The sequence below is a fragment of the Sphingopyxis witflariensis genome (assembly GCF_002205635.1).
GTDB lineage: Bacteria > Pseudomonadota > Alphaproteobacteria > Sphingomonadales > Sphingomonadaceae > Sphingopyxis > Sphingopyxis witflariensis.
This window is the reverse complement of record NZ_NISJ01000003.1, coordinates 206,048-229,277: the sequence shown is the minus strand read 5'-3', so window position 1 is coordinate 229,277 and position 23,230 is coordinate 206,048. Positions and strand designations below refer to the sequence as shown.

Sequence of the window (23,230 nt, the reverse complement as noted above, 5' to 3'; positions counted from 1 at the left end):
TCATTGCGAGCGCAGCGAAGCAATCAAGAGTGGCGTAAACCGCTCTGGATTGCTTCGCTGCGCTCGCAATGACGATCGTGTCTAAAGCCGCTCGGCCTGCACCACCATGTCCGACGCGCGCAGCGCCGACAGGATGCGCATCACATGGTGGACGTCGCGCACTTCGACGACGACGTCATAGGTGTGGAAACCGCCCTCACGGTTCGACAGGCGCAAATTGGTGATGTTCGCCGAATTGGCGGCGAGGATGCCCGACATTTCGGCGAGCGTGCCCGGCTCGTTCAGGATGACGATGCACAATCGCGCATTGCCGCCCTCGCTATCTTCCTGCCAACGCAGGTCGATCCAGTCGGCGTCGATGCCGTCGGCGAGGCTGGGGCAGTCGATGACATGGACGACAATACCTTCACCCTCGCGTGCCAGCCCGACGATGCGGTCGCCGGGCACGGGGTGGCAGCAATCGGCGAGCTGATAGGCGACCCCGGGGGTTAGCCCCGCGATCGACACCGCGGCGCCCTGGCTGAGCTTGCCGGGCTTGGTCTTCATCTCGGCGGTGATGCCGGGGACGAGTGCCTCGAGCACGGCATTGTCGCTGAGCTGGCGGCGGCCGATCGCGACATAGAGCGCGGTATCATCGTCGAGCTTCAGCCGCTCGCGCGCTGCGGCGCGCGCCTTGTCGCCGATCTTGTTCGGCAGGCGCGCGATGATTTCGTCGTACATTTTGCGACCGAGCGCCGCGAGTTCGACCTTTTCCTTCGACCGGACATGGCGGCGGATAGCAGCGCGTGCTTTGCCGGTGACCGCAAAGCCGAGCCATGCGGGCTGAGGGGTCTGCTTGTCCGACACCAAAATTTCGACCGTATCGCCGTTGACGAGCTGGGTGCGCAGCGGCACCAGCCGCCCGTTGACCTTGGCGCCGACGGTACGGTCGCCCAGCCCGGTGTGGACGGCATAGGCGAAATCGATCGGGGTCGCGCCCTTGGGCAGCTGGTGCAGGCTGCCCTTTGGCGTGAAGGCGAAGATGCGATCCTGATACATCGCGATCCGCGTGTTCTCCAGAAACTCTTCGGGGTCGTGCGTCTGTTCGAGGATTTCGAGCAGGTCGCGGATCCATCCCGCCTGGCCATCGGGCGCGGCGCCGCCCTGTTTATACGCCCAATGCGCGGCGAAGCCGAATTCGGACTGCTGGTGCATCCCCATGCTGCGAATCTGGATTTCGATCCGCATATTCTGTTGATGCATGATCGTCGTGTGCAGCGACTTGTAGCCATTGCGCTTGGGGGTCGAGATATAATCCTTGAAGCGGCCGGGGACCATTTTCCACTTGCGATGGAGCAGGCCGAGCGCGGCATAGCAGTCGGCGTCGGTCGGGGTAACGATACGGAACGCGATGATGTCGGTGACCTGCTCGAAGCTGACATGGCGCTCCTGCATTTTGCGCCAGATCGAATAGGGATGCTTTTCGCGCCCCGACACCTCGGCCTCGATCCCGTTCCTGGCGAGCAGCTCCTTGAAATCGCGGCTGATGTTCGCGACCTGGTCCTTGCCGCCGGCGGTGAGCTTGGACAGCCGACCGGTTATCGTCGCATAAGCCTCGGGCTCCAGCTCGCGAAAGGCGAGCAGCTGCATCTCGCGCATATACTCATACATGCCGATCCGCTCGGCGAGCGGGGCATAGATATCCATCGTCTCCTTGGCGATGCGGCGACGCTTTTCGGGGCTCTGGATGAAATGGAGCGTGCGCATATTGTGCAGCCGGTCGGCAAGCTTGACCAGCAGCACGCGAATATCGTCCGACATGGCGAGCAGGAATTTGCGCAGATTTTCGGCGGCGCGCTCATTTTCGGTCTGCGCCTCGATCTTGCTGAGCTTGGTTACCCCGTCGACGAGTCGGCCGACATCGGCGCCGAACAGGCGTTCAATCTCTTCGGGGGTGGTCAGCGTGTCTTCGAGCGTGTCGTGGAGCAGCGCGGTCACGATCGTTTCGACGTCGAGATGAAGGTCGGTCAAAATCCCCGCGACTTCGACCGGATGGCTGAAATAGGGGTCGCCCGAGGCGCGTTTCTGGCTGCCATGCTTCTGCACGGTGAAGACATAGGCGCGGTTCAGCAGCGCCTCATCGACGTCGGGATCATAAGCGCGCACGCGCTCGACAAGTTCATATTGGCGCAGCATCCCCGCCAATGTCGTTCATGTTGGCCCAAATGCAATGCGAAATTTGCTTGCGCGCTTCCCAGCGTCCTCCGCAACTTTGATAAAGTCGCTTGAAAGCATCGGTCGCGTGGTTTCGCGACCGATGGAGAAAGTGCCGCGCCATCTGCGAGGACGGTGGCGCGGTACTTTCGAGGGGGTCAGCCTTTGCCGTTGCAGCGGGCCAGTTCGTCGGCATCCAACGCCTTGCCGTTCGCGATGAAGCCGGTCACCGGGCCGGATTTCTTGACCAGCGCCGCGCACATGATCGCGGGCCGGCTGGTGCCGCGAGCGGCCGAACAGCTGGCGCCTTCGCAAAGCCACACGACGTCGCGCGCGACGAAACGGCCGGTGGACGCCGGCTGGGCCAGCTCGGCGCTGTAATAGGCGCCGCCGGCCGCGGTTGCCGGCGAAACCGCCAGCGCACCGATCAGCGCCGCCCCAGCCAGGGAGAATAGCGGAGTGAGGGGAGAAAGCGTGAGTTTGACCATGACATTTTCCTGTTTTTGCGCAGCCAAAAGGTTGCGAAATGAAATTTACTTCCATGAGTTGCGAAAAGCAACGGAGGCTCTATATTTTTTTGGCGCGCATCTGGATTTTACGTTAGGGCTTGGCCAATGGGAAAATTACGCGAACCGCTGAGCGACCTCCATTCGGGCCACTGTGCCCTCCCGCTCGCGCTCGAAGCGATGGGCGAGCGATGGTCGTTCATGATCCTTCGCGCGGCCTTCAACGGCGTCCATCATTTCGAGGAGTTCCAGCAGGAACTCAACATCGCGCGCAACATCTTGTCGAACCGCCTGTCGCGCCTCGTCGACCATGGCATCATGGCGCGTGAGGTGATGGCCGAGGATCGGCGCAAGGTGCAATATCAGCTGACCGAAAAGGGTGTCGAGCTGCTCCCTGCGATGATTGCGCTGCGCCAATGGGGCGAAAAATGGGGCGCCGGCGTTCCATCGACCCCGGTGCTGGTCGATGTCCATGATGAACAGCCGATTGGCCCGGTAACGATCACCGCGCACGACGGACGTGCGTTGAGCTATGGGGAACTGGTGTGGAAGCATCGCGCCGAGCTCCAGCCGCTGGGGCAGGCGCGTGTGCGCGCCGAAGCGGCGCCTGTCGCGGCCGAATGATCGGCCGCCTCTTCTGTCGCTGACCCCCGGAACCCATCGCGCCTCCATGCCGCTATTCGGATTATCTTCGCCCGGACCGTTTTTCAGCGACAAGATACGCGCCTTCTGGAACCTGCAGATCCTCGGCTGGCTCGCCTGGCTCGGCCTGCGCGGGGTGTCGGGGCTCGCAAATGGCCAGTCCTTCACCTTCCTGATTCCGCAGGTGATTTCGGCGATCACGGGCTTTTCGCTGACGCTCATCCTGTCGGTCTGTTACCGCGCGCTGATCAACCGCCGCCCGATCCTGATGTGGAGCGTCAGTCTCGGGCTCGCGGGTCTCGCGACCGCGCTTTGGGCGTTCATCGATGCCTGGGTCGCGCAAATTCAGAATCCGGCGAGCGAAGCCGGATTCACCAGCCTGCTGCTTGGCGCCATCTATATCGACGCGACCTCGCTCGGGGCCTGGTCGGCGCTCTATTTCGCGATCAACTATTTCCTTCAACTTGAGGAACAGAATGACCGCGTCCTCCGGCTCGAGGCGCAGGCGGCGTCGGCGCAGCTCGCGATGCTGCGCTATCAGCTCAACCCGCATTTCCTGTTCAACACGCTCAACAGTATTTCGACGCTCGTGCTGCTGAAGCAGACCGAACCCGCGAATGCGATGCTGTCGCGCCTGTCGGCTTTCCTGCGCTATACGCTCGCAAACGAGCCGACCGCGCAGGTGACGCTGGCGCAGGAAATCGAGACGCTGAAACTTTATCTCGACATCGAAAAAATGCGTTTCGAGGAGCGTTTGCGCCCGCATTTCATCATCGATCCGGCGGTCGCGCGCGCGCGCTTGCCCTCGCTCTTGCTCCAGCCTTTGATCGAAAATGCGATTAAATATGCGGTAACGCCGCAGGAAGACGGCGCCGATATCACCATTTCCGCACAGCTTGCCGGTCAAAATGTTCGGATTACCGTGTCCGACACCGGCTCGGGATTGCCAGCCGATCGTGCCGACCCCACCACGGGGCTTGCAACGGAATCGACCGGTGTGGGTTTAGCCAATATCAGGGACCGGCTGGCGCAGGCTTTTGGCGACCAGCAGAGGTTCGAAACGCAATCGGGCGCTGATGGCGGATTCACAGTGATTGTCGAATTTCCGTTTCAACCCGAGGGTGGGCAAGCAAGAATTGGAACCGAAGCCACATGACAATCAGAACCATCCTGGTGGATGACGAAAAATTGGCGACACAGGGCCTGCAACTGCGGCTCGAAGCGCATAGCGATGTCGAGATTGTCGACACCGCGCTGAATGGCCGCGAGGCCATCCGTAAGATTAAAACCCACAAACCCGACCTTGTTTTCCTCGACATTCAGATGCCGGGATTCGACGGCTTTTCGGTGATTCAGGGGCTGATGGAGGTCGAGCCGCCGCTCGTCGTCTTCGTCACCGCATATTCGGATCACGCGATCCGCGCTTTCGAAGCGCAGGCGGTCGATTATCTGGTCAAGCCGGTCGAGCCCGAACGGCTCGCCGACGCGCTCGATCGCGTCCGCCAGCGGCTCGCCGAAAAGCGCGGTGCGGCCGAAGTCGAACGACTGAAGACTGTGCTCGCCGAAGTCGCCCCCGAAGCCGCTGACGATTATGACGCAGAGGTTCAACCCGACGCGCACGCCGCCGATCGCTATGAAAAGATGATCAACATCAAGGATCGCGGCCAGATTTTCCGCGTCGATGTCGACAGCATCGAACGTATCGACGCCGCGGGCGACTATATGTGCATCTATACCGCCGACAACAGCCTGATCCTGCGCGAGACGATGAAGGATCTGGAAAAGCGCCTCGACCCGCGCAATTTCCAGCGCGTCCATCGCTCGACGATCGTGAATCTGTCGCAGGTCAAGCAGGTGAAGCCGCACACCAACGGCGAGTGCTTCCTCGTGCTGGGGTCCGGCGCGCAGGTGAAGGTCAGCCGCAGCTACCGCGATGTGGTGGCGAGGTTCGTGCATTAAGATGGCGTCGCCCCAGCGAAAGCTGGGGCCGCTATCGTTCCGACAGGCCGCTAACGATCCCAGCTTTCGCTGGAATGACGGGTATCAGAGCTGGTGTCCTGTCCGATCGCGCTTCGTCGCGAGATATTGCTCATTATATTTGTTGGTCGGCAGCGCGAGCGGCAACCGCTCGAGTACCTCGACGCCTTCCTTCTCCAGCCGTGCGACTTTTTGGGGATTGTTCGTCATCAACCGGATGCGAGGGATGTTGAGCAGTTCGAGCATCCGCCCGGCGATCGCGAAATCGCGGGCCTCGACTGGAAAGCCCAGCCGCAAATTGGCGTCGACCGTATCATAGCCCTGATCCTGCAGCGCATAGGCGCGCAGCTTGTTGACCAGCCCGATGCCGCGGCCTTCTTGCCTCAAGTACAGAAGCACGCCCCACGGGGCGTCGGCCATCGCGTGAAGCGCGGCGTGGAGCTGCGGCCCGCAATCGCATTTCAAACTGCCGAGCACGTCGCCGGTCAGGCACTCGCTGTGGAGCCGTACCACGGGCGGCTTGCCATCGCGCTTGCCGATCACCAGCGCGACATGATCCGACGCCTCCTCGGGTGAACGAAAGGCGATGATTTCGGCGCTCTCGCTGGCTTCGACGGGAAGGCGCGCGCGCGCCGCCACTTCCAGCCGCGTCGGGTCGAGCAGCGCCGCGACATCGTCGATGGTGCACATGGTTTCGGCGTCGCCACTCGCTTCGCGCACGAAAAAGGCGGGGAGCAGTCCGGCGTGGCGCGCCATCGTCATGGCGGCGACGGCGGCATCTTCACCGCCGGTTGCAACCGTACGAAACGGGCCTTTCAGTGGGTTGGCAAGATCCAGCGCTGGATCGGCAATCGCGAGCGCTGCGGCGACCGTATCGGCGGCACCTGCCAACCGGACCGGACCCGGCGCGGCGGCGGCGCGCTGGTTGGTTAGCTTGAGTGTTACCGCGCGTTCGCCAGAGAGCAGCACATCGTGGCTGGCGAATTCAACCAGCGCCTCATCGCGCGCGCTTTCGATCGCCAGCAGGTCGATGGCGCCGGCCGCGCTAGTCACACGGAACGGCCAGCCGCGCCGGAGCGCGTCAATGGCGCGGGCGGCCTGACGGGCGCCCCTGTCGCTCAAAAGGCGAACTCCGTCACCAGCGGGATATGGTCCGACGGGCGTTCCCAGCTGCGCGCCGGCTGGACGATGCGGTGCGCGCTCGCGCGCTCCAGCAGGTCGGGGGTTGCCCACATATGGTCGAGCCGGCGGCCGCGGTTCGACGCCTCCCAATCCTTCGCGCGATAGCTCCACCAGGTATAGAGCGGGGTCGGCGCTGCGATGAAATGGCGGCCAAGGTCGACCCAGCTCGACGCGGCCTGAAGCTTGGCGAGGATTTCGATCTCGACCGCAGTGTGGCTGACGACGTCGCGCAGCGCCTTGTGGCTCCAGACGTCGCTTTCGAGCGGGGCGATGTTGAAGTCGCCGGTGAGGATCGTCGGCTCGCCAAGCACGCCCGACCATTCGATCATGCGGCCAAGGAAATCGAGCTTCTGCCCGAATTTGGGATTGAGTTCGCGATCGGGAATGTCGCCGCCCGCGGGAATATAGACATTGTCGAGCCGCACGCCTGACGGCAACGTCACTCCGACATGGCGCGCCTCGCCATTCGCCTGCCAGTCATATTTGCGCACATCTGCCAGCGGTACCTTGCTGACGATCGCGACGCCATGGTGCATCCGCTGGCCGTTGGTGATGATATGCTTATAGCCGAGCTTCTCGAACATATCCTTGGGGAACAGGCCGCATTCGACCTTGGTTTCCTGAAGGCACAGGATGTCGGGGGCGTCTTCGCGGAGGAATTTTTCGACGATGCCGATGCGGGCGCGGACGCTGTTGATGTTCCACGAAGCGATGCTGGTGCGAGTCATGCAGCGGCTCTATCGGTGCGCGAGGCGTGGCGCAACGAGGATACGGCCTGCCTGCCTGGAATCATAAACCCCCGTTCCAGGGGCGGTGGAACGGGGGTTCAAGGTCAGCGTTCGTCACGCTCTTGAAAGAAGACACCGGGCAACCGGGTGGGGCAACAGGGGGAAACCCAAATCCGGGTGCCGTGTTGGCGTCTTCGAATTTAGAAATACCGCCGCTTCCCTGTCGCCAAGCTGAACGAAAATGAACGTTCCGGCGCCGTTTTTGCAGTTCGTCGATGGCGCATGTCGGTTGAACGGAAAAGCGGCGCCGAATCCGTGGGAAGGATGCGGCGCCGCTTGATTTGCATATTTGCTGAGGGTTTTGTCAGCCGACGCGGCCGCGCTTGTTCGGTCGCGGGTCGGTCCAGCGGAAAGCCGAATCGGCAACCGGCACGTTGAATTTCTGATTGGTGAGGTCGATCCGCGTCCGGTTGTTCTGCGAATCGAGCGCGACCCAGCCGCGCAGGCGGAGGCCTGCCGGCGCCGATCCATCGCGGACGAACACCATGGTGATCGTGCCATATTCAGGGCGCTTGGGGTCCCTGACCTCGATGCTCAGCACATCATTGCTGCCGGTCGGCAAGACTTTCGCATATTTGGTCAGGTCGCGGTCGGGGTCGAGCAACGCGCCGAGCGGCGAGTTTTTCACCGGCCAGCGCTGCACCTGCTTGACCTCGTAATCGATCATCGTCAGCGAACTGCCGTCGCCGACGATCAGCAGCGGTACGCCCTTTTGATACTGGAAACGGATCTTGCCGGGGCGCTTGAGGGTCAACTGGCCCGACAGGCGCTGGCCGTTGCGGTCGGTCTGAACGAAATCGGCGGTCATCGAACTGGTCAATTTGAGGTGCGACTGTACCGATGCCAGCGTGTTCGAGGACTGCGCGATCGCCGGCACGCCCAGCGCGAGGCCGGCGGCGGCCACCGGGGCAAGCGCAAGCGCGGCGAGGCGGGTCAGGGTCAGGCGGGGGAAGGTCAGGGTCATTGGGCTCTCATTCCTGCAAAATGCGGGGCTGGTCCTGGCATCGCGGCATTGAACCCGCGCTGAACCCGGTGGTTAGGCGCTATTCAAGTCGCCAGGGCGGCCAGAGTTCTGCGCGGTCTCAGCGTTGCTGGCCATATTGGTCGGTCAGAACGTCGCGGCGGCCGACATGGTTGGGCGTGCTGACCAGTCCTTCCTCCTCCATCCGCTCGATCAACCGCGCCGCGCTATTATAACCGATGCGCAATTGCCGCTGGAGCCAGCTTGTCGAGGCCTTCTGACTTTCGACGACGATCTGGCACGCCTTGGCATACATGCGGTCCTCGGCGCTGTCGCCACCTGCGGGAGCGCCCTCCATCGCAAAGCCGCCGTCTTCGGGGTCCTCCGTGACGCTCTCTATATAGTCGGGGCGGCCCTGACCCTTCCAATGGTCGGCGACCGCGCGGACCTCGTCGTCCGACACGAACGGGCCGTGGATACGCGTGATCTGCTTGCCGCCGGGCACATAAAGCATATCGCCCTTCCCGAGCAGCTGTTCGGCGCCGGCCTCGCCCAAAATGGTGCGGCTATCGATTTTCGAGGTGACGTTGAAGCTGATGCGCGTCGGCAGGTTCGCCTTGATGACGCCGGTGATGACGTCGACCGACGGGCGCTGGGTCGCGAGGATCAGGTGGATGCCCGCCGCGCGCGCCTTTTGCGCCAGACGCTGGATCAGGAATTCCACCTCCTTGCCCGCGGTCATCATCAAATCGGCGAGCTCATCGACCACCACCACGATCTGCGGCAGCGGCGCATAATCGAGCGTCTCTTCCTCGTAAATCGGCTGGCCGGTCTCGGGATCATAACCGGTCTGGACGCGCCGCCCGAGCGACTTGCCCTTGGCAAGCGCGGCGCGGACCTTATCGTTGTAGCTCGCGAGGTTGCGCACCGACAGCGACGACATCATCCGGTAGCGGTCCTCCATCTGCTCGACCGCCCATTTGAGCGCGCGGATCGCCTTTTTGGGTTCGGTGACGACGGGGGCGAGCAGGTGTGGAATATCGTCATAGACGCTGAGTTCCAGCATCTTGGGATCGATCATGATCATTTTCACCTGATCGGGGCCAAGCCGATAGAGAAGTGACAGGATCATCGCGTTCAAACCGACCGACTTACCCGAGCCCGTCGTACCCGCGATCAGCAGGTGCGGCATGGGGGCGAGGTCGGCGATCATCGGGTCGCCGCTGATATTCTTGCCGAGGATGATCGGTAGCGCGCCGGTCTGGTCCTGGAACAGCGCGCTGCCAATGATTTCGTGCAGCACCACCGACTCGCGATTTGCGTTTGGCAACTCGATGCCGATCACCGTGCGCCCCGGTATCGGGGCGATTCGCGCCGATAGCGCCGACATGTTGCGCGCGATATCGTCGGCAAGGTTCGATACGCGGCTCGCCTTGGTGCCCGGCGCGGGTTCGAGTTCGTACATGGTGACGACCGGGCCGGGACGAACCGCGGTGACGACACCCTTGACCTGGAAATCTTCCAGCACCGATTCGAGCAGGCGCGCGTTGCGTTCGAGGCCCGCCTTGTCGATTTGCCCGGTTGGCCCCGGCGGTGGCGGCGACAAGAGGTCGATCGACGGTAGCTGGTAATTGGTGAACAGCTCGGTCTGCGGCTTCGCCTTGGGTTTTGACGGTGCAGTGCGCTCGGCGGGGTCGGCGATCTCGGGCGGCGCGCGGTCGGTTGGTTCGGCGCGCGGGCGCGGGGTGACGACGCGCTCCACCAAAGTAGAGGTCTTGGGTCCCGATTCTGATTCGACCGGCCTGACGGGCTCGACGATGCGGCTGCCCTGGACTGCGGGCAGCTTGAAGCGCGACGCCCAGCCTTTTTCGAGCCGTAGCGCGCGATAGCCGAGCCACAGGCCCACGCCGAAGAGCAGGAGGATCGCGGCGAAACGGACCAGCGCCGCGGCGGGGTCGCCCGCCAGTTCGAACCAGGGGGTGATCGCTCCGCCGACGATCAGCGCTATGATCCCGCCCCAGCCCGCGGGCAGCGGCGCATTGCTGTCGGGCGCCCACAGCTGCGCGCCGAGGCCGACGAGCAGGATAGCGATAAAGGCAAGGGCGAGCTGGCGCTTCCAATAGGGTTGCGGCGCTGCGGCCCACAGGCGCCACGCGAGAATGCCGAGCAAGGGCAGAAGCAAGACGATCGCGCCGCCGCCGACGAACAGCAGCAGGTCGGCGAACCACGCCCCTGCGGTGCCCATCCAGTTCGCGGGATTGCCTCCGGCCGCAGTATGAATTGCGGCATCGGTGCCGTCATAGGTCAAAAGCGCGAGTGCAAGGAACAGGGTGAAAGCGCCAAGCGCCACCGCCGCCGCGATCACCAGCGATCGCGCGATGCTCTGGCGGAAAACACTGCGCCAATCGGCCTTTGCGGTAATGGCCTTGCGGCTTGCCATGCTCTGAACGGTCCCTGTCGATGTATCATGGCGGTATGCACATGGGGCGGAGTCGGCGTCAAGCGCGGCCCATCGAGCGGTGCCGCACGCGCGCCTGACCGCTTTTCAAGCGCCGCTTGGCAAGCTAGGGCAGGCCGCATGAATGAAACGCTGCGCAGCGATGTCCTGATCTCGGGCGGCGGGCTCGTCGGCCAGGCGCTTGCCCTCGCTTTGGCTCACCACGGCCTGTCGTCACAAATCGTCGATCCTGCCGATCCGGTGACGACGATCGCGCCGGGCTTTGACGGCCGCGCTTCTGCCATTGCGAGTGCGACGTGGCAGATGTTCGAGGTGCTGGGGATAGCTGGTCGCCTTGCGGGCCATGGCTGCCCGATCCGCGCGATCAAGGTGGGTGACGGCGTTCCGGGGCAGGGCCGCGGCGGCGAACTGGATTTCGTCACGCGGGAGGGCGACGCGCCACTCGGCACGATGATCGAGAATCGCCAGCTCCGCCTCGCGCTCGCTGCCGGGCTCGCCGAAGCGCCGCTGGTGCGGCTGCTTATGCCTGCGGCGGTCACCGCGCGCGAGGTCAACGCCCATGGCGTCACGCTGACCCTCGACGACGGCACAAAGCTCGCGGCGCCCTTGCTGATCATCGCCGAAGGGCGGCGCTCGCCGACGCGCGACGCGGCGGGGTTCAGTATCGCCAGCTGGTCCTATCACCATCATGCGATGATCGGTGCGGTCGCGCACGAACGGCCGCACGGCAATGTCGCGCACGAAATCTTCTTCGCCTCCGGCCCCTTCGCGCTATTGCCGCTCGTCGATGATCTTCAGGGGCGGCACCGTTCGGCCTTTGTCTGGACGGTCGATGAAAAGGACGGTCCGGGTTTCGCCAAGCTGGGCGATCGCGGTTTCGTCGCCGAATTGCAAAAGCGCGCGGGCGATACGCTTGGCACGATGGAGTTGGTTGCTCCGCGCATGACCTATCCGCTCGGCTTCCATCACAGCGCGTCGATCGTCGCTGAACGGACTGTGCTCGTTGGCGATGCCGCGCACGGTATCCATCCGATTGCGGGGCAGGGGCTCAATCTCGGCCTCCGCGACGTCGCCGCGCTCGCCGAAGTGCTCGTCGAAGGTGCGCGGCTGGGTCTCGACCTCGGCGATGCGGCGTTGCTCGCGCGCTATCAGCGCTGGCGCGGGCTCGACAATATGATGGTCAGCCTCGCGACCGATGGCCTGACCCGCCTTTTTGGTATTCCGGGGCGCACCGCGTCGGCAGTCCGGCGCGCGGGGCTGGGTGCGGTCCAGCGGCTTCCGATGCTCAAGCGCTTCTTCATGGATGAAGCGCGCGGCGAAGCCGGCGACCTGCCGCGCCTGCTGGCCGGGACGGAGATTTAGGTTCCGTTCGTATCGCGCGAAGTCGAGATGCCCTTCGACCTTGCGCAACGCCGATGGGTGTCTCGACTTCGCTCGACACGAACGGCGCAGATACTGATCGTTTTCGGCCTGAAGCCTATTGCAGCGTGACGCGCCCGTCATCGCCGTCAAAGCGCCCGAAAAACTGCATCAGCTGGACGACCAGTTCGGCGCGCGCGTCGATCGGTGTCGCCTCGAGCAGCGCCTGCTTCGCGGCGGCATCGAAAGGCGCGACCTGCGCAATGCCGTTCACCAGGGTCGCATCGTCGAGCTGGCCGACCGAATCCCAGTCGACGACATAGCCCTGACGTTGCGCGAATCGCTTCGCCTCGCGCTCGAGGCTGGCGCGCTCGATGCTCGAAAGCACTGCGGCTTCTTCGGCTTCCATCTCTATCTCTGCCTCGACTTGGCGGAACGGGGTCGTGACATCAAGTTCGTGGCGGACGCGGAAACGCGCGACGCCTTCGAGCACCAGGTTGAAGCGCCCTTCGTCGAGCGCCTCGACATCGATGATGCGGCCGACGCAGCCAATGTCATAAAGCGCGGGCGGCTCGCGATTCTCTTCGCCGGGAAGCTGGCGCGGCTGGATCATTCCGATCTGGCGATCGCGCGCCAGCACCTCCTGCACCATCGCGGAATAGCGCGGCTCGAAAATATGCAGCGGCAGGTGAAGCCTGGGAAACAGCACCGCGCCGGGCAGCGGAAAAATCGCGATCCGCTGGATGGTCAAAGGCGCGGCGGCGGTCATCAGCCGAACAGGATCAGCGACAGACGGCGGCGCTGCGCCGCGACCCACGGATCCTCCAGCCCGACCGCTTCGAACAGCGACAGCAATTTGGCGCGCGCTGCGTCCTCCTGCCATTCGCGGTCGGCGGCGACGATGTGGAGCAGATTGTCGGCGGCGGCATCGCGCTGGCCCGCGCCGATCTGAGCGCTCGCGAGATCAAACCGCGCCTGATGATCGTCGGGGTTGGCGGCGACCGCGGCTTCAAAGCCCGCAAGCTCACCCGCGTCGGGGGCATCGGCGGCGAGCGCGAGCGCGCTCCGGGCCTGCGCGATTGCGGGGTCTTCGGCGATTTCGGCGGGCACCGCACCCAGCGCAGCCTGCGCGCTTTCGATATCGCCCGCGAGGAGCATCGCGCGAATCAGCCCGCCATGCGCGGCGGCATTGTCGGGCGCGATGTCGAGGATCTGGGCAAAGACGCTCGCGGCGCGCGGGCCATCACCCTCGGCCAATATATTTTCGCCCATTTCGATGAGCGGTGCGATCTCGACCGCGCGCGCGGTCGCTTCGCTTTCGATCGGCAATTGCGCAAGTAGCTGGTCGAGGATCGTCTTGAGCTGGCTCTCGGTGCGCGCGTTGGTCAGATTGGCGACCGGCTGGCCCTGGAAGATCGCATAGACGGTCGGGATCGACTGGACCTGGAACTGGCTGGCGATGAAGCGATTCGCATCGACGTCGACCTTCACCAGCGTCACGCCCTTGTCGGCATAGTCGGCGGCGACCTTTTCGAGCACCGGGCCCAGCTGTTTGCACGGTCCGCACCATTCGGCCCAGAAATCGAGGATGACGAGGCTGGTCATCGACGGATCGACGACGTCGCGGCGGAAAGCTTCGACGGCTTCCTTCTCGGCGGGGTTCAGACCCAAAGTGGCCACGCGGTGATGCTCCTTGTTCATTGGCTGCGCCCGGCCGGTGCCGTTTCGGCATCAGCCGGAAAAAACTCTCGTCGCATCTATGTGGGATTTGCGTTCAATATGCCAACCCTTCGACTTTAATTGCATTGAAAAGGCTGAGGGGGGTTGCCGAGTCAAAAACCCGATGCTAATGGCCCGCCTCACCCGCTGGAACCGCCCGGTTTCAGCCGCCAGAGCGGGCGTAGCTCAGGGGTAGAGCACAACCTTGCCAAGGTTGGGGTCGAGGGTTCGAATCCCTTCGCCCGCTCCAGTTTTTCTCAGAAAATCAGTCACTTAGTGTCGCGCGGTCAGCGCGTTTTGTGGTGACACGGGCAATGACCCACCGCATTGTCTCCACAATGTCTCCAGAAAATATCGCAGATACGGATAGGCACGGCAGCTTTCGCGTGCCTTGCCTGTCTCGCGCGCGGCATACGCCGCGCCAGTCCGCGGGCCCGGCGCGCTACGCCCGCTGGCCCATAGAGTGAGAGGGGAACGGGGAAACCCGTGACGGGCAAGGTCTTGGAGAGAGGCTCCGGGCGCTCGTCGCGGAGATTTGCCATGACCCACCCCATCCAAGCGGCGCCCGCCGATCACGCGCCGGGCTACAAGGTCGATATCTCGCGCGGTCAGCGCATTGGCCGCGTTTCATCCGAATGGTTCTCGCGCCCCGAGGACGAGCGCTACCTTTCCTTGGACGAGCTTTTTGACGCGGTCCGCGCGCGTGCCGAGGCCGCAACGTCCCGGACAGTCGAGACGCGCGCGATCCGCGTCGAGGCCGCCACCGACAATCCGGAGCGGCTCACCCTCCTGCTTCCTGACCGCGACGCGCCTGTGGCGCCGACCCATTGGTCCTTCGGCCAGCTCTGCAGCCTTGTGGGCGCACCTTCGGGCTATTTGCGCCAGCTGCCTGCGGCCCTGGCGGGGATCAACATGCAGCACGGGTTGCTCGCGCATCGCGGCGAGTTGGTGAAAACCCTGGAGACTGGCGACGGCCGCACCGAACTGCGTGCTGTCACCGGCCCGGATTATGGGCGCATCTGGGACCATCAGCTGGTGTCGGCGGTCATGAAGATCGCGGGCAATGGAACGGGCGACACGCGCTGGAAAGTGCCGGGCATGCTCGATTGGTCGACGATGCGGCACAATCCGTTTGTTGAGGTCACAAAGGACACGACGACGCTCTATGCGAGCGACCGCGACGTGTTTCTCTTTCTCGTCGACGATATGAACCCGATCGAGGCGGGGCGACTGCCCAACGGGGATCCCGATCCCTTCTTTCGCGGCTTCTATTGCTGGAACAGCGAAGTTGGGTCGAAAACGCTCGGCATGGCGACCTTCTACCTTCGGGCCGTTTGCATGAACCGGAATATCTGGGGCGCGGAAGGCTTTGAGGAAATCAGCATCCGCCACAGCAAGTTCGCAGCTGGACGATTCGCGCAGGAGGCTGCGCCAGCTCTTGAGCGCTTCGCGTCGTCATCGCCGGGTTCATTCCTGGATGGAATCAAGGCGTCTCGGGCTGCCATCGTCGCACGCGACGCCGACGAGCGACAGAATTTCCTCCGCAAGCGGGGTTTCTCGAAAGGCGAGACCGAAAAGATCATCGCCACCGTCCTGCAAGAAGAAGGACATCCGCCATCGTCGATCTTCGATTTCGTCCAGGGCATCAATGCTGTGGCCCGGGATCGCCCGCATCAGGACGCGCGGCTGGAGCTTGAAGGAAAGGGAGCAAAATTGCTCGCGTCGGTGCGCTGATCCGGCGTCCACTCTCGGTTCGGCGTGGTCCGCTTCCCTAGAGGAAGAGGGCTGCGCCGGAGCCATGGCGGGTTGAAAGCCGGGAGAGAGTCTCGCGGCGGCCCGTCATGGAGACGAGTCATGACGAAACATACGAAGATCACGCTCAGTGGCGCGCGGGACATCCCGTTCAGCGCCCTCATGCTGAGCCAGGCCAATGTGCGGCGCGTCAAGGCAGGTGTGTCGATCGACGGCCTTGCAGCCGACATCGAACGGCGCGGCCTGCTCCAGAGCCTGACGGTTCGGGCGCTGCGCGACGATGAAGGCAACGAGACGGGGCGCTACGAAGTCCCTGCCGGCGGGCGCCGCTTTCGGGCGCTGCAGCAGCTCGTGAAGCAGCGTCGCATGGCCAAGACGGAGCCGGTGCCCTGCATCGTGCGCGACGATGACGCCGTCTCGGCCGAGGAAGATTCGCTGGCCGAAAATGTCCATCGCGAGCCTTTGCACCCGCTCGACCAGTTCCGCGCCATGCAGAAGCTCGTCGAGCAGGGCAGCGACATCGAAACCGTGGCGGCGACCTTCATGGTCACCCCGGCGGTCGTGAAGCAGCGCCTCAAGCTCGCCGACGTTTCGCCGAAGCTGCACGACATCTACGCTGAGGACGACATGACCCTCGATCAGCTGATGGCCTTCTCGGTCGATATAGAACCAGTTTGGGGCTTTAATTTCTCGATCGCCTCGCCGACGCGCCGCATCGTGTCGCGCGCCTCGAGCGCTGCATGGGGGTCGGGGCCGGCGATATCCTCATCCTCGAAGCTATGGTGCTGCGATGTCAGGCGCGCAGTATCGGCGCGCGCGCGATCGGTGAGCAGGTTGCGTGCGGTGCTGACGAGATAGGCTCCGGGCTTTTCGATCAGGGCCAGCTTTCCGCCCTTCGCCATGGCAAGGCGGCGGAAGCATTCCTGGACGAGATCGCCGAGATCCTGCTTCGGCGCGCGGCGGCGCAGAAAGCGCGCCAGCGCAGGCTGATGCGCAGTATAGATCGCTTCCATGCTCGCCGTTGAACCAAAGCCTGTCCAGTCGGACGGCGGCACGGGGTCGCCGCTGCTCAGGGCCGGTGCGCGCTTCTGTTCGTCTTCGAAATCCATGTCCATCGCCTCCGGTCGGACCGGAAGGCAGGATGCCGGGAGGTAAGAACATACTCGGAAAAATATGCGCCGCCGCCTTTAGCCCGAAGGCCTGGACATACGCGTCGGCCACCCGGCAACGGATGGGAATATCATAAAGGCCCGAGCAGAATTCTTACGTTCCGGCACCGCGCGCCTTCTGGCCCGGTGCATGGTAAGCATAGCCGGACGTAACGTCAGGGCAAGCCCGCGCCACGCAATTGGGTCCAGATTGAGTCTTTTTGGCTGGAGACCTCGATTTGTCGCGTGAGGCTATGATTCGTCTTTGCCCGACGGGCCCTATTCCTTGTTGCGCTGCAACGCGGTCATGGATTTGATCGGATTATTACCCTATGTGGACATCATCGCACCCGCCCGGTCTCTGTTCGTAAGGACATGCACACTGGGCGGGTCTTTTTTTGGCATAGCGGACGCATGAGGATGACGCGCTAACGTCCGCGATAGGGCTCGCAGGCGATCCCGTCGCCGTCGCCGTCCATTTCCGGCCGGTAACCGGGATGACCTCGGCGGAGCGGAGCCGCACCCGCCGCCCAGGCTTCCTTGCAATTGCGGAAATAGGCTCCGGTCGGCCTCGGCCCTGGCACACGGACTGGCGCCGCGTCTCGCGAAAGGCCCGGCGTTCGGCGCCCCGGCCTCGGATGCGCTGCGCGATAGTCCGCCGGTATCTGGAACGTGCCGGCCCACACGCCGAGACCGGCAGCGCGGGCGCGAGCTTCGGTAGCAACATAGCGGTCGCTGAAATGCGGCAGGGCGACCGCAAGCCCCGCATCGACTATCGCGCCGCCGAGATCGACCGAACCCGCGCGACAGGTGGCGACGATCCGGCCATAATCGTCGACATCCTTCTGCTCGCACACGACCGATGTTCCAGCGACGAGCGTCGCGAGCTTCGACGCGGCTTGTTTTCCGCAAGGCCAGGACGCGCCGCCACGTTCGCAATTCTGCGCCAGCTCGGGCGCATCGACCCCGAAGAGCCGCACCGAAATTCCGCTGAGATCGAGCGAATCCCCGTCGGCCGCGCGGGCCGGGCCGCTGACCTGCTGCGCTGAGGCAGGGAGGGAGAAAAGAAGGAAGGCGGCGGTGATCGTCAGTCTCATGCGCTGCCCATAGCGTGATCCGGTGAGCAAATCCTTGCCGTCCATCTCCATTCCGGCACGCACGGAGCCAGCCGGTGCAGATCCGGCGAGATGAATAGCGCGCCCGTGCGCGCAACGGCGGCGCACCACCTTTTTCCCCGGCCGCAGGCGGCCTCCTCGCGGGCGCTTCGCGCGCAAAAAGCCGGTGCGCCGCCGTCCTCCGCTGTCGCTCCGGCCCTTCGGGTGCGTGCGCGGGCCTGACGCCATTCCCTGGCCGCCGGTGCCCCGGGGATGGCCCCGGGCTTCGCAGGAGCAATATCATGGCCGCAATCGGTCTTGTCAGCGGAACGAACGAGAAGGGCTTTGTGGGCCAGCTCTCGACGATCTCGATCCGCGTCCCCATCGAAATCCGCCCCAACCCGAGCAAGAGCGGCGAAGTCCAGCCGGACTATCGCGTCTGGTCGAACGGCGTCGAATGCGGCGCCGGGTGGCTGCGCCGTAGCGAAGCGTCGGGCAATCTCTATGTATCCTTGACCCTCGAAGCGCCCGAGTTCGGGCCGCGCCGCATCTATGCCAACCTTGGCCGGGCGGCAGGACAGGACAATCCCGACGTTTATGCGCTGCTGTGGAATCCCGCAGATTGACCGCCGTCGGCGGCATCCTGGCGCCTGGTTCAATCTCGGCGTGCAAGGGTGTCGCCACCTTGTTAGGGTGACCGCAATGCGCAGCAGTCTCGATCATCTCCCCCCGCACAAACAGCGCGAACTCGAACGCATCGTCCAGATCGTCTTCGAAGAATTCGAGGATGCGCTCGCGCTCGCGACGCAGGACTGGAAGCGCAAGGGGCGCATCTCCAAGATCATCCTCTACGGCAGCTATGCGCGCGGCGGATGGGTCGATGAGCCGCACACCGCCAAGGGCTACCAGTCGGACTATGACCTGTTGATTGTCGTCAACGACGACAGGCTGACCGATCGCGTCGAATATTGGTCGAAGCTCGACGACCGGCTGATCCGCGAGCTGTCGGTCACGAAGACGCTGCGCACGCCGGTAAACTTCATCGTGCATAGCACCGGCGAGGTGAATTCCGGGCTGTCGCAGGGGCGCTATTTCTTCATGGACGTCGCGTGCGACGGGATCGCCATTTATCAGGCGGTCGACGATGAATTGCCCGAGCCGCAGCCGAAAACGCCGCATGCGGCGCTGGAAATGGCGCGGGAATATTTCGACGGGTGGTATCCGAGCGGCGGGGAGTTTTTCGAAACAGCATCATTCGCAAGGCAGCGCGGATGGACCAAAAAGGCCGCGTTTCTTCTGCATCAGTCGGTTGAAAGCTATTACCACTGCGCTTTGCTAGTCTGTTCATTTTACACGCCGCACGTCCATAATCTGGCGTTCTTGAGGACGCAGGCAGAGCGGCTCGATACGCGGCTGATCGTCGCTTGGCCGCGCGAGACGAAGGCTGACCGGTCGCGCTTCGAGAAGCTGAAAGAAGCCTACATCAAGGCCCGATATTCGAAACATTATCGGATTTCTGAAGACGAACTGACTTGGCTCGGCGCCCGCGTCGAGGCTCTCGCCGCGATTGTGGAGAGCATCTGCAGCGAGCGTATTGCGCAGCTAGAGGAGACGGCACGCGCCGCAGGATAGTTGGAGCATGCGACTGCTTCGCGCCTGATGTCGGCCGTTCGGACCTAAAGTGAGGAGCGCCTGAAAGCGGTCGCTACAACCAAACCGTTTGCGCCGAAATTACCATTTGACTCTGGCGGCAATTTGTAGGAACAAAAAAAGAACAAAAAATTTAAAACGGGTGTTCCGTGCCTCATGGGCACGAACAAATCCTTTCCGAAGAGCTGCCACTATGTCATGGCTCCCAAAAGTGATCCGGGGGGAACATGCAGACACCGCAGCCATTTCAGTTGGTCAACGACAATGACGTTGCCAAGGACGGCGTTGCACGCGAAATCAAAGAGCGTCTTTCTCAAGAATTGGTCATCGCGCTCGTTGGTCCCGTTGGATCGGGCGTCACCACGGCTGCGAACATTCTTCATACCGTCTTGGAACAGGAATTTGGCTACGATGTCGCGCCAGTCATGAAGCCAAGCGATGTAATCCGCGCTCAGAGCGGGTTGGTCGGAATTACGGCGCCCCAGAACGCAAAAACGGCAACCTACATTTCTGAGATGCAGGACGCTGGAAACAGGCTGCGTGAGAGGTTCGGAAACAATTATCTTATTGAGAAGCTTTTTGAAAAGATTCGTGGCTTCCGAACGGCTCATCACGGATATGATGGCGAGAATGAACTGCCGGGGCGGCGTGCCTACATCATAGATTCACTGAAAAGTTTGGAGGAGCTCGAGCTTTTACGGGACGTGTACCGTGAGACTCTCTGTGTGGTCGGTGTCTTTGCGCCCGACAAATTGCGCGACGAACGGCTGAAGGATCTTGACTATCCTGAAGCCGAGAGAGCGAAGGTGATGGCACGCGATCAGGGCGAGTTGGCAACGTTCGGTCAGGCTACACGCAAGCTGTTTGTTCATTCCGACTTCTTCGTCTGCAACGACCGCCGGCCAGAAGATCTCGACTCAAGTCTCAGAAGATTTCTCGACATCGTCTTCGATACAGCCATCCATACGCCAACGCGCGCGGAATCAGCGATGTACAAAGCAAATGCGGCCGCGGCCAACTCCGCCTGCATGTCACGGCAGGTCGGCGTCAGCATCGTATCTGACGGAGGCGAACTGATCGCGGTCGGATGGAACGATGTCCCGAAGTTCGGGGGTAGCTTGTATACAGAAGAGGATCGAGAGACCTTTGACGACGAAGCGAAGGTTATCGTCAACAGGGATCATCGGTGCTACAATTGGGGCGGTAAAAAATGCCACAATGAGGTGCGGCGTCATGGGCTCATGGACAAAGTCGCGATTGCGGTGGCTGAATCTGGTCAGATCAAGCCAGGTAAACGATCGGCCGTTCGCGACGCAATTGGCAGCACTGACATCAACGCGCTAATTGAGTTTTCGCGCTCCATCCATGCGGAGATGGAAGCCATCCTCTCGGTGGCGAGAGAAGGAAAACATTCTCTGGTCGGCGCAACGCTCTACACAAACACATATCCATGCCATAATTGTGCGCGACACATCGTCGCGTCGGGAATCAGGGAGGTCGTCTACATTGAGCCATACCTCAAAAGTCTTGCTATCGAACTGCACAGCGATGTGATCAGTGAGCTCCCAGACGCTAGAAACATGGTGGTGTTTCGACAGTTCAACGGTGTCGCTCCGTCGAACTATGTGAAGCTTTTCCGTCCGAAAGGCGACAGGAAGCAGAAAGGATACCTCTTTCGTACTCCCCGTAAGGAGGCACTTCCCGTGTTCCGGGTGCCTCTGGACGCGAGGCGGGAATATGAAGACAAGATCATCGTTGAAGTCGCCGCCAAGGAACATGACCAATTGACACAGCCAGGAGCCAATCAATGAGCAAGCGTAGCGATGGACCGCAACTCGACCTCGACCTCTCCGGCAACACTCGTCAGCAGGAACTGCGTCCGCGAAGTTCGTCCAACCACATTGCACCCTTTGTAGACGCCGCGACGCTCCAAATACGTCGCGACGCAACCCGGCGCGTGGCGGCTAATGGGATTTTTCAGGTTCCGGGCGCATCCCGAAGAGGCTGATTTCTGGCATTTTCAATAAGGCAATGGCGCTATCATAGCGCAACCTAACAACGTTAAGATCGCGAAGATAATGCGAGACACAGCCGCACTGTTCATGTATGTTCCCTCTTTGTTCCCAGTGGAGGCAGGCTTGTGGCGCAGTTGACACCAATTGAGTGGACTGACGTCACTTGGAATCCAGTTGCGGGATGTACTGTCGCTACAGCAGGCTGCACCAATTGTTATGCCATGCGCATGGCTGCGCGCCTCGAGTCAATGGGAATGCCAAAGTATCAGGGGTTGACCCGCAAAAGCGGTGACCGGTACGTCTGGACTGGAAAAATCGTACAAGACGAGCGATCGCTTTCGGCACCCCTTAGTTGGCGTGCTCCTCGAACTGTATTTGTCAATTCCATGTCGGATTTATTCCATCCGGACGTGGAAGAAGATTTTATTTTTAAGGTCTGGGCTGTCATGAAACAGACGCCACAGCACACTTACCAAATTCTCACTAAGCGTCCCGAGCGTATGGCAGAATTATTGTCTCAACCCAGATTTGCGATCTTGAAAAATGTGTGGATCGGAACGAGCGTTGAAGACAGCGCGGTGCTTAAACGCATCGATTACCTTCGTGCCACTCCGGCAGCAGTGCGCTTTATTTCTTTTGAGCCTCTGATCGGTTCCGTGGTCGACGCTGACTTGCGTCAGATCGACTGGGCTATCGTCGGCGGCGAGAGCGGTCCTCGCGCCCGCCCAATGCCTGAGGACTGGGTAATTGAGATCGAGGAAATGTGTCGCGAAAGTGGAACTGCCTTCTTTTTCAAGCAGTGGGGTGGCCGTAACAAAAAGGCTGCCGGCCGCCTTCTCAACGGCCGGACATATGACGAGATGCCGACCCGAATTTCTTCAGCGTCGCCCGTACCCCTTTCTCTATAAGGTCAATGGCCTTGTCGCTGCCGCTGTTTGAAAGGCAGAACAGTGAAAAGAGGTGGCCACGCCCGTCCGCAATCAACGGCAACGGCTCGGAAACGTATCGAAACAGCGTACCCAGCCGCTGGCGAGAATACTCTTCAATCTGCGCCTGGGTGACATTACGCTTCGAAGTGCTGATTGTCTCGGCGAACAAATCCGTGAAGACTTTAGTTTCATACAGCTCCTCCCGCCAGTTGGGGGTGCCAAAGATGTCGTCCAACCTGTCTTGTTTATAGTGATCGATACTATCGAGCTTACCGGACAGTTGACGCGTCACGGCCTGCAGTGGGAACAAATACCACACATCGATTGCTCGGGTAGCCGCCAGCAATTCGAGGGTGTCCCACGCCACATTCATCCCGTATGGATCGAGGAATACGACCGCCCGAAGATTTCCTTGGCCACCAGTTTGCGCGTTCCAAGGAGGACGGGAAAGAATTGCACGTAGCTCGGCATTGGCATCGCCGTGCCGACATTCGATCTGTTTCAATGGGTATTGACTGCGAACCGTCTCTAATGCGCGGAATCGCTCAGCATTACCTTCGATGAAAACGTGTCGTGTGAAGGGCGGGTCCACTGACAGTGCTCGCATTACTGACCCGGCAAGCTGTTCCGAAGCGAGTTCGACGGGCGCCCCCTCGAGCAGGCCACCGACTTGGCGAATCTCAACCCGAGTTCCTGTTCCAGCGAAGGCATCAATATACCACAATTCAAACGGCAGTGTTCTCAAAACCCTCGTGAAGAAGCCGAGATAATAATGGACGGCGTCGAGCTTAAGCTCTGTCCATACACCTCCAAAACGATGCCCCTGCTCAGTTAGAGTAGCCATCAGATTCTCCAAT

General features: G+C 62.0%; 20 protein-coding genes, 1 tRNA gene and 1 pseudogene. 11 read left to right on the top strand and 11 right to left on the bottom strand.

What is annotated here, in order from left to right:
• Nucleotides 1-81 precede the first annotated feature (81 nt).
• A complete protein-coding gene (locus CDQ91_RS07615) occupies nt 82-2,175 on the bottom strand; it encodes a RelA/SpoT family protein (protein ID WP_088472127.1) in 2,094 nt (697 codons plus the stop codon).
• Nucleotides 2,176-2,351: 176 nt separating this feature from the next.
• Nucleotides 2,352-2,681 carry a CC_3452 family protein gene (locus tag CDQ91_RS07610; protein ID WP_088472126.1) on the bottom strand — a complete coding sequence of 110 codons (330 nt, stop codon included), beginning with the start codon at nt 2,679-2,681 and terminating at the stop codon, nt 2,352-2,354.
• A gap of 126 nt (nt 2,682-2,807) precedes the next feature.
• Between CDQ91_RS07610 and CDQ91_RS07605 the strand changes: the two genes are divergently transcribed.
• Genes CDQ91_RS07605 through CDQ91_RS07595 form a run of 3 tightly spaced genes read left to right on the top strand, consistent with a single transcriptional unit; the run spans nt 2,808 to nt 5,300 of the window.
• A complete protein-coding gene (locus CDQ91_RS07605) occupies nt 2,808-3,323 on the top strand; it encodes a winged helix-turn-helix transcriptional regulator (RefSeq protein ID WP_088472125.1) in 516 nt (171 codons plus the stop codon).
• Nucleotides 3,324-3,369: 46 nt separating this feature from the next.
• The gene (locus tag CDQ91_RS07600) at nt 3,370-4,497 is read left to right on the top strand and encodes a sensor histidine kinase (protein WP_088472309.1); all 1,128 of its coding nucleotides are present in this window, start codon (nt 3,370-3,372) and stop codon (nt 4,495-4,497) included.
• The gene (locus tag CDQ91_RS07595) at nt 4,494-5,300 is read left to right on the top strand and encodes a LytR/AlgR family response regulator transcription factor (RefSeq protein WP_088472124.1); all 807 of its coding nucleotides are present in this window, start codon (nt 4,494-4,496) and stop codon (nt 5,298-5,300) included. Before CDQ91_RS07600 ends, CDQ91_RS07595 begins: the two co-directional genes overlap by 4 nt.
• Nucleotides 5,301-5,384: 84 nt before the next feature.
• Here the strand turns inward: CDQ91_RS07595 and ribA are convergent, their stop codons facing one another.
• The 4 genes from ribA to CDQ91_RS07575 form a co-directional block, all read right to left on the bottom strand.
• Nucleotides 5,385-6,440, bottom strand: a complete 1,056-nt coding sequence (gene ribA, locus CDQ91_RS07590; RefSeq protein ID WP_088472123.1) for a GTP cyclohydrolase II — start codon at nt 6,438-6,440, stop codon at nt 5,385-5,387.
• Nucleotides 6,437-7,228, bottom strand: a complete 792-nt coding sequence (locus CDQ91_RS07585; RefSeq protein ID WP_088472122.1) for an exodeoxyribonuclease III — start codon at nt 7,226-7,228, stop codon at nt 6,437-6,439. Before CDQ91_RS07585 ends, ribA begins: the two co-directional genes overlap by 4 nt.
• Before the next feature lie 364 nt (nt 7,229-7,592).
• Nucleotides 7,593-8,252: a LolA family protein gene (locus CDQ91_RS07580; RefSeq protein ID WP_174688481.1), complete on the bottom strand. Its 660-nt coding sequence runs from the start codon at nt 8,250-8,252 to the stop codon at nt 7,593-7,595.
• A gap of 118 nt (nt 8,253-8,370) precedes the next feature.
• On the bottom strand, nt 8,371-10,689 hold the full coding sequence (locus CDQ91_RS07575; protein ID WP_088472121.1) for an FtsK/SpoIIIE family DNA translocase: 2,319 nt from the start codon (nt 10,687-10,689) through the stop codon (nt 8,371-8,373).
• A gap of 138 nt (nt 10,690-10,827) precedes the next feature.
• Between CDQ91_RS07575 and CDQ91_RS07570 the strand changes: the two genes are divergently transcribed.
• Entirely contained in the window at nt 10,828-12,069 is a 1,242-nt protein-coding gene (locus tag CDQ91_RS07570) for an FAD-dependent monooxygenase (protein ID WP_088472120.1), read from the top strand.
• Nucleotides 12,070-12,184: 115 nt separating this feature from the next.
• Here CDQ91_RS07570 and CDQ91_RS07565 read toward each other — a convergent pair whose 3' ends face one another.
• Both CDQ91_RS07565 and CDQ91_RS07560 read right to left on the bottom strand, forming a co-directional pair.
• Nucleotides 12,185-12,835, bottom strand: coding sequence for an LON peptidase substrate-binding domain-containing protein (locus CDQ91_RS07565; protein ID WP_088472119.1), 651 nt, complete (start codon nt 12,833-12,835; stop codon nt 12,185-12,187).
• Nucleotides 12,835-13,746, bottom strand: coding sequence for a tetratricopeptide repeat protein (locus tag CDQ91_RS07560; protein ID WP_088472307.1), 912 nt, complete (start codon nt 13,744-13,746; stop codon nt 12,835-12,837). Before CDQ91_RS07560 ends, CDQ91_RS07565 begins: the two co-directional genes overlap by 1 nt.
• Nucleotides 13,747-13,960: 214 nt before the next feature.
• Here CDQ91_RS07560 and CDQ91_RS07555 point away from each other — a divergent pair.
• The 3 genes and pseudogenes from CDQ91_RS07555 to CDQ91_RS07545 form a co-directional block, all read left to right on the top strand.
• A tRNA-Gly gene (locus tag CDQ91_RS07555) sits at nt 13,961-14,035 on the top strand.
• A 290-nt stretch (nt 14,036-14,325) separates the two neighbouring features.
• Nucleotides 14,326-15,519 (top strand): DUF932 domain-containing protein, encoded by a 1,194-nt coding sequence (locus tag CDQ91_RS07550; RefSeq protein WP_088472118.1) that lies wholly within the window; start codon nt 14,326-14,328, stop codon nt 15,517-15,519.
• A 120-nt stretch (nt 15,520-15,639) separates the two neighbouring features.
• Nucleotides 15,640-16,197 (top strand): annotated as a pseudogene (locus CDQ91_RS07545) (ParB/RepB/Spo0J family partition protein); the annotation flags it as partial.
• Here CDQ91_RS07545 and CDQ91_RS22025 read toward each other — a convergent pair.
• Both CDQ91_RS22025 and CDQ91_RS07535 read right to left on the bottom strand, forming a co-directional pair.
• Entirely contained in the window at nt 16,176-16,550 is a 375-nt protein-coding gene (locus tag CDQ91_RS22025) for an RNA polymerase sigma factor (RefSeq protein ID WP_419722554.1), read from the bottom strand. The pseudogene CDQ91_RS07545 and the gene CDQ91_RS22025 sit on opposite strands and share 22 nt — an antisense overlap.
• A 563-nt stretch (nt 16,551-17,113) precedes the next feature.
• Complete coding sequence (locus CDQ91_RS07535) at nt 17,114-17,845, bottom strand: thermonuclease family protein (RefSeq protein ID WP_237245874.1); 732 nt, start codon at nt 17,843-17,845, stop codon at nt 17,114-17,116.
• 236 nt (nt 17,846-18,081) lie between these two features.
• Here CDQ91_RS07535 and CDQ91_RS07530 point away from each other — a divergent pair, with 236 nt between their 5' ends.
• The 4 genes from CDQ91_RS07530 (at nt 18,082) to CDQ91_RS07515 (ending at nt 22,352) form a co-directional block, all read left to right on the top strand.
• Nucleotides 18,082-18,405 (top strand): DUF736 domain-containing protein, encoded by a 324-nt coding sequence (locus CDQ91_RS07530; protein WP_088472116.1) that lies wholly within the window; start codon nt 18,082-18,084, stop codon nt 18,403-18,405.
• Between the two features lie 76 nt (nt 18,406-18,481).
• Nucleotides 18,482-19,411 (top strand): HEPN domain-containing protein, encoded by a 930-nt coding sequence (locus tag CDQ91_RS07525; protein WP_088472115.1) that lies wholly within the window; start codon nt 18,482-18,484, stop codon nt 19,409-19,411.
• Nucleotides 19,412-19,656: 245 nt separating this feature from the next.
• Complete coding sequence (locus CDQ91_RS07520; RefSeq protein WP_088472114.1) at nt 19,657-21,240, top strand: anti-phage dCTP deaminase; 1,584 nt, start codon at nt 19,657-19,659, stop codon at nt 21,238-21,240.
• Between the two features lie 329 nt (nt 21,241-21,569).
• A complete protein-coding gene (locus CDQ91_RS07515) occupies nt 21,570-22,352 on the top strand; it encodes a DUF5131 family protein (protein WP_088472113.1) in 783 nt (260 codons plus the stop codon).
• Here the strand turns inward: CDQ91_RS07515 and tcmP are convergent.
• Nucleotides 22,282-23,217 carry a three-Cys-motif partner protein TcmP gene (gene tcmP / locus CDQ91_RS07510; RefSeq protein WP_088472112.1) on the bottom strand — a complete coding sequence of 312 codons (936 nt, stop codon included), beginning with the start codon at nt 23,215-23,217 and terminating at the stop codon, nt 22,282-22,284. The genes CDQ91_RS07515 and tcmP overlap by 71 nt on opposite strands.
• Nucleotides 23,218-23,230: the final 13 nt, after the last annotated feature.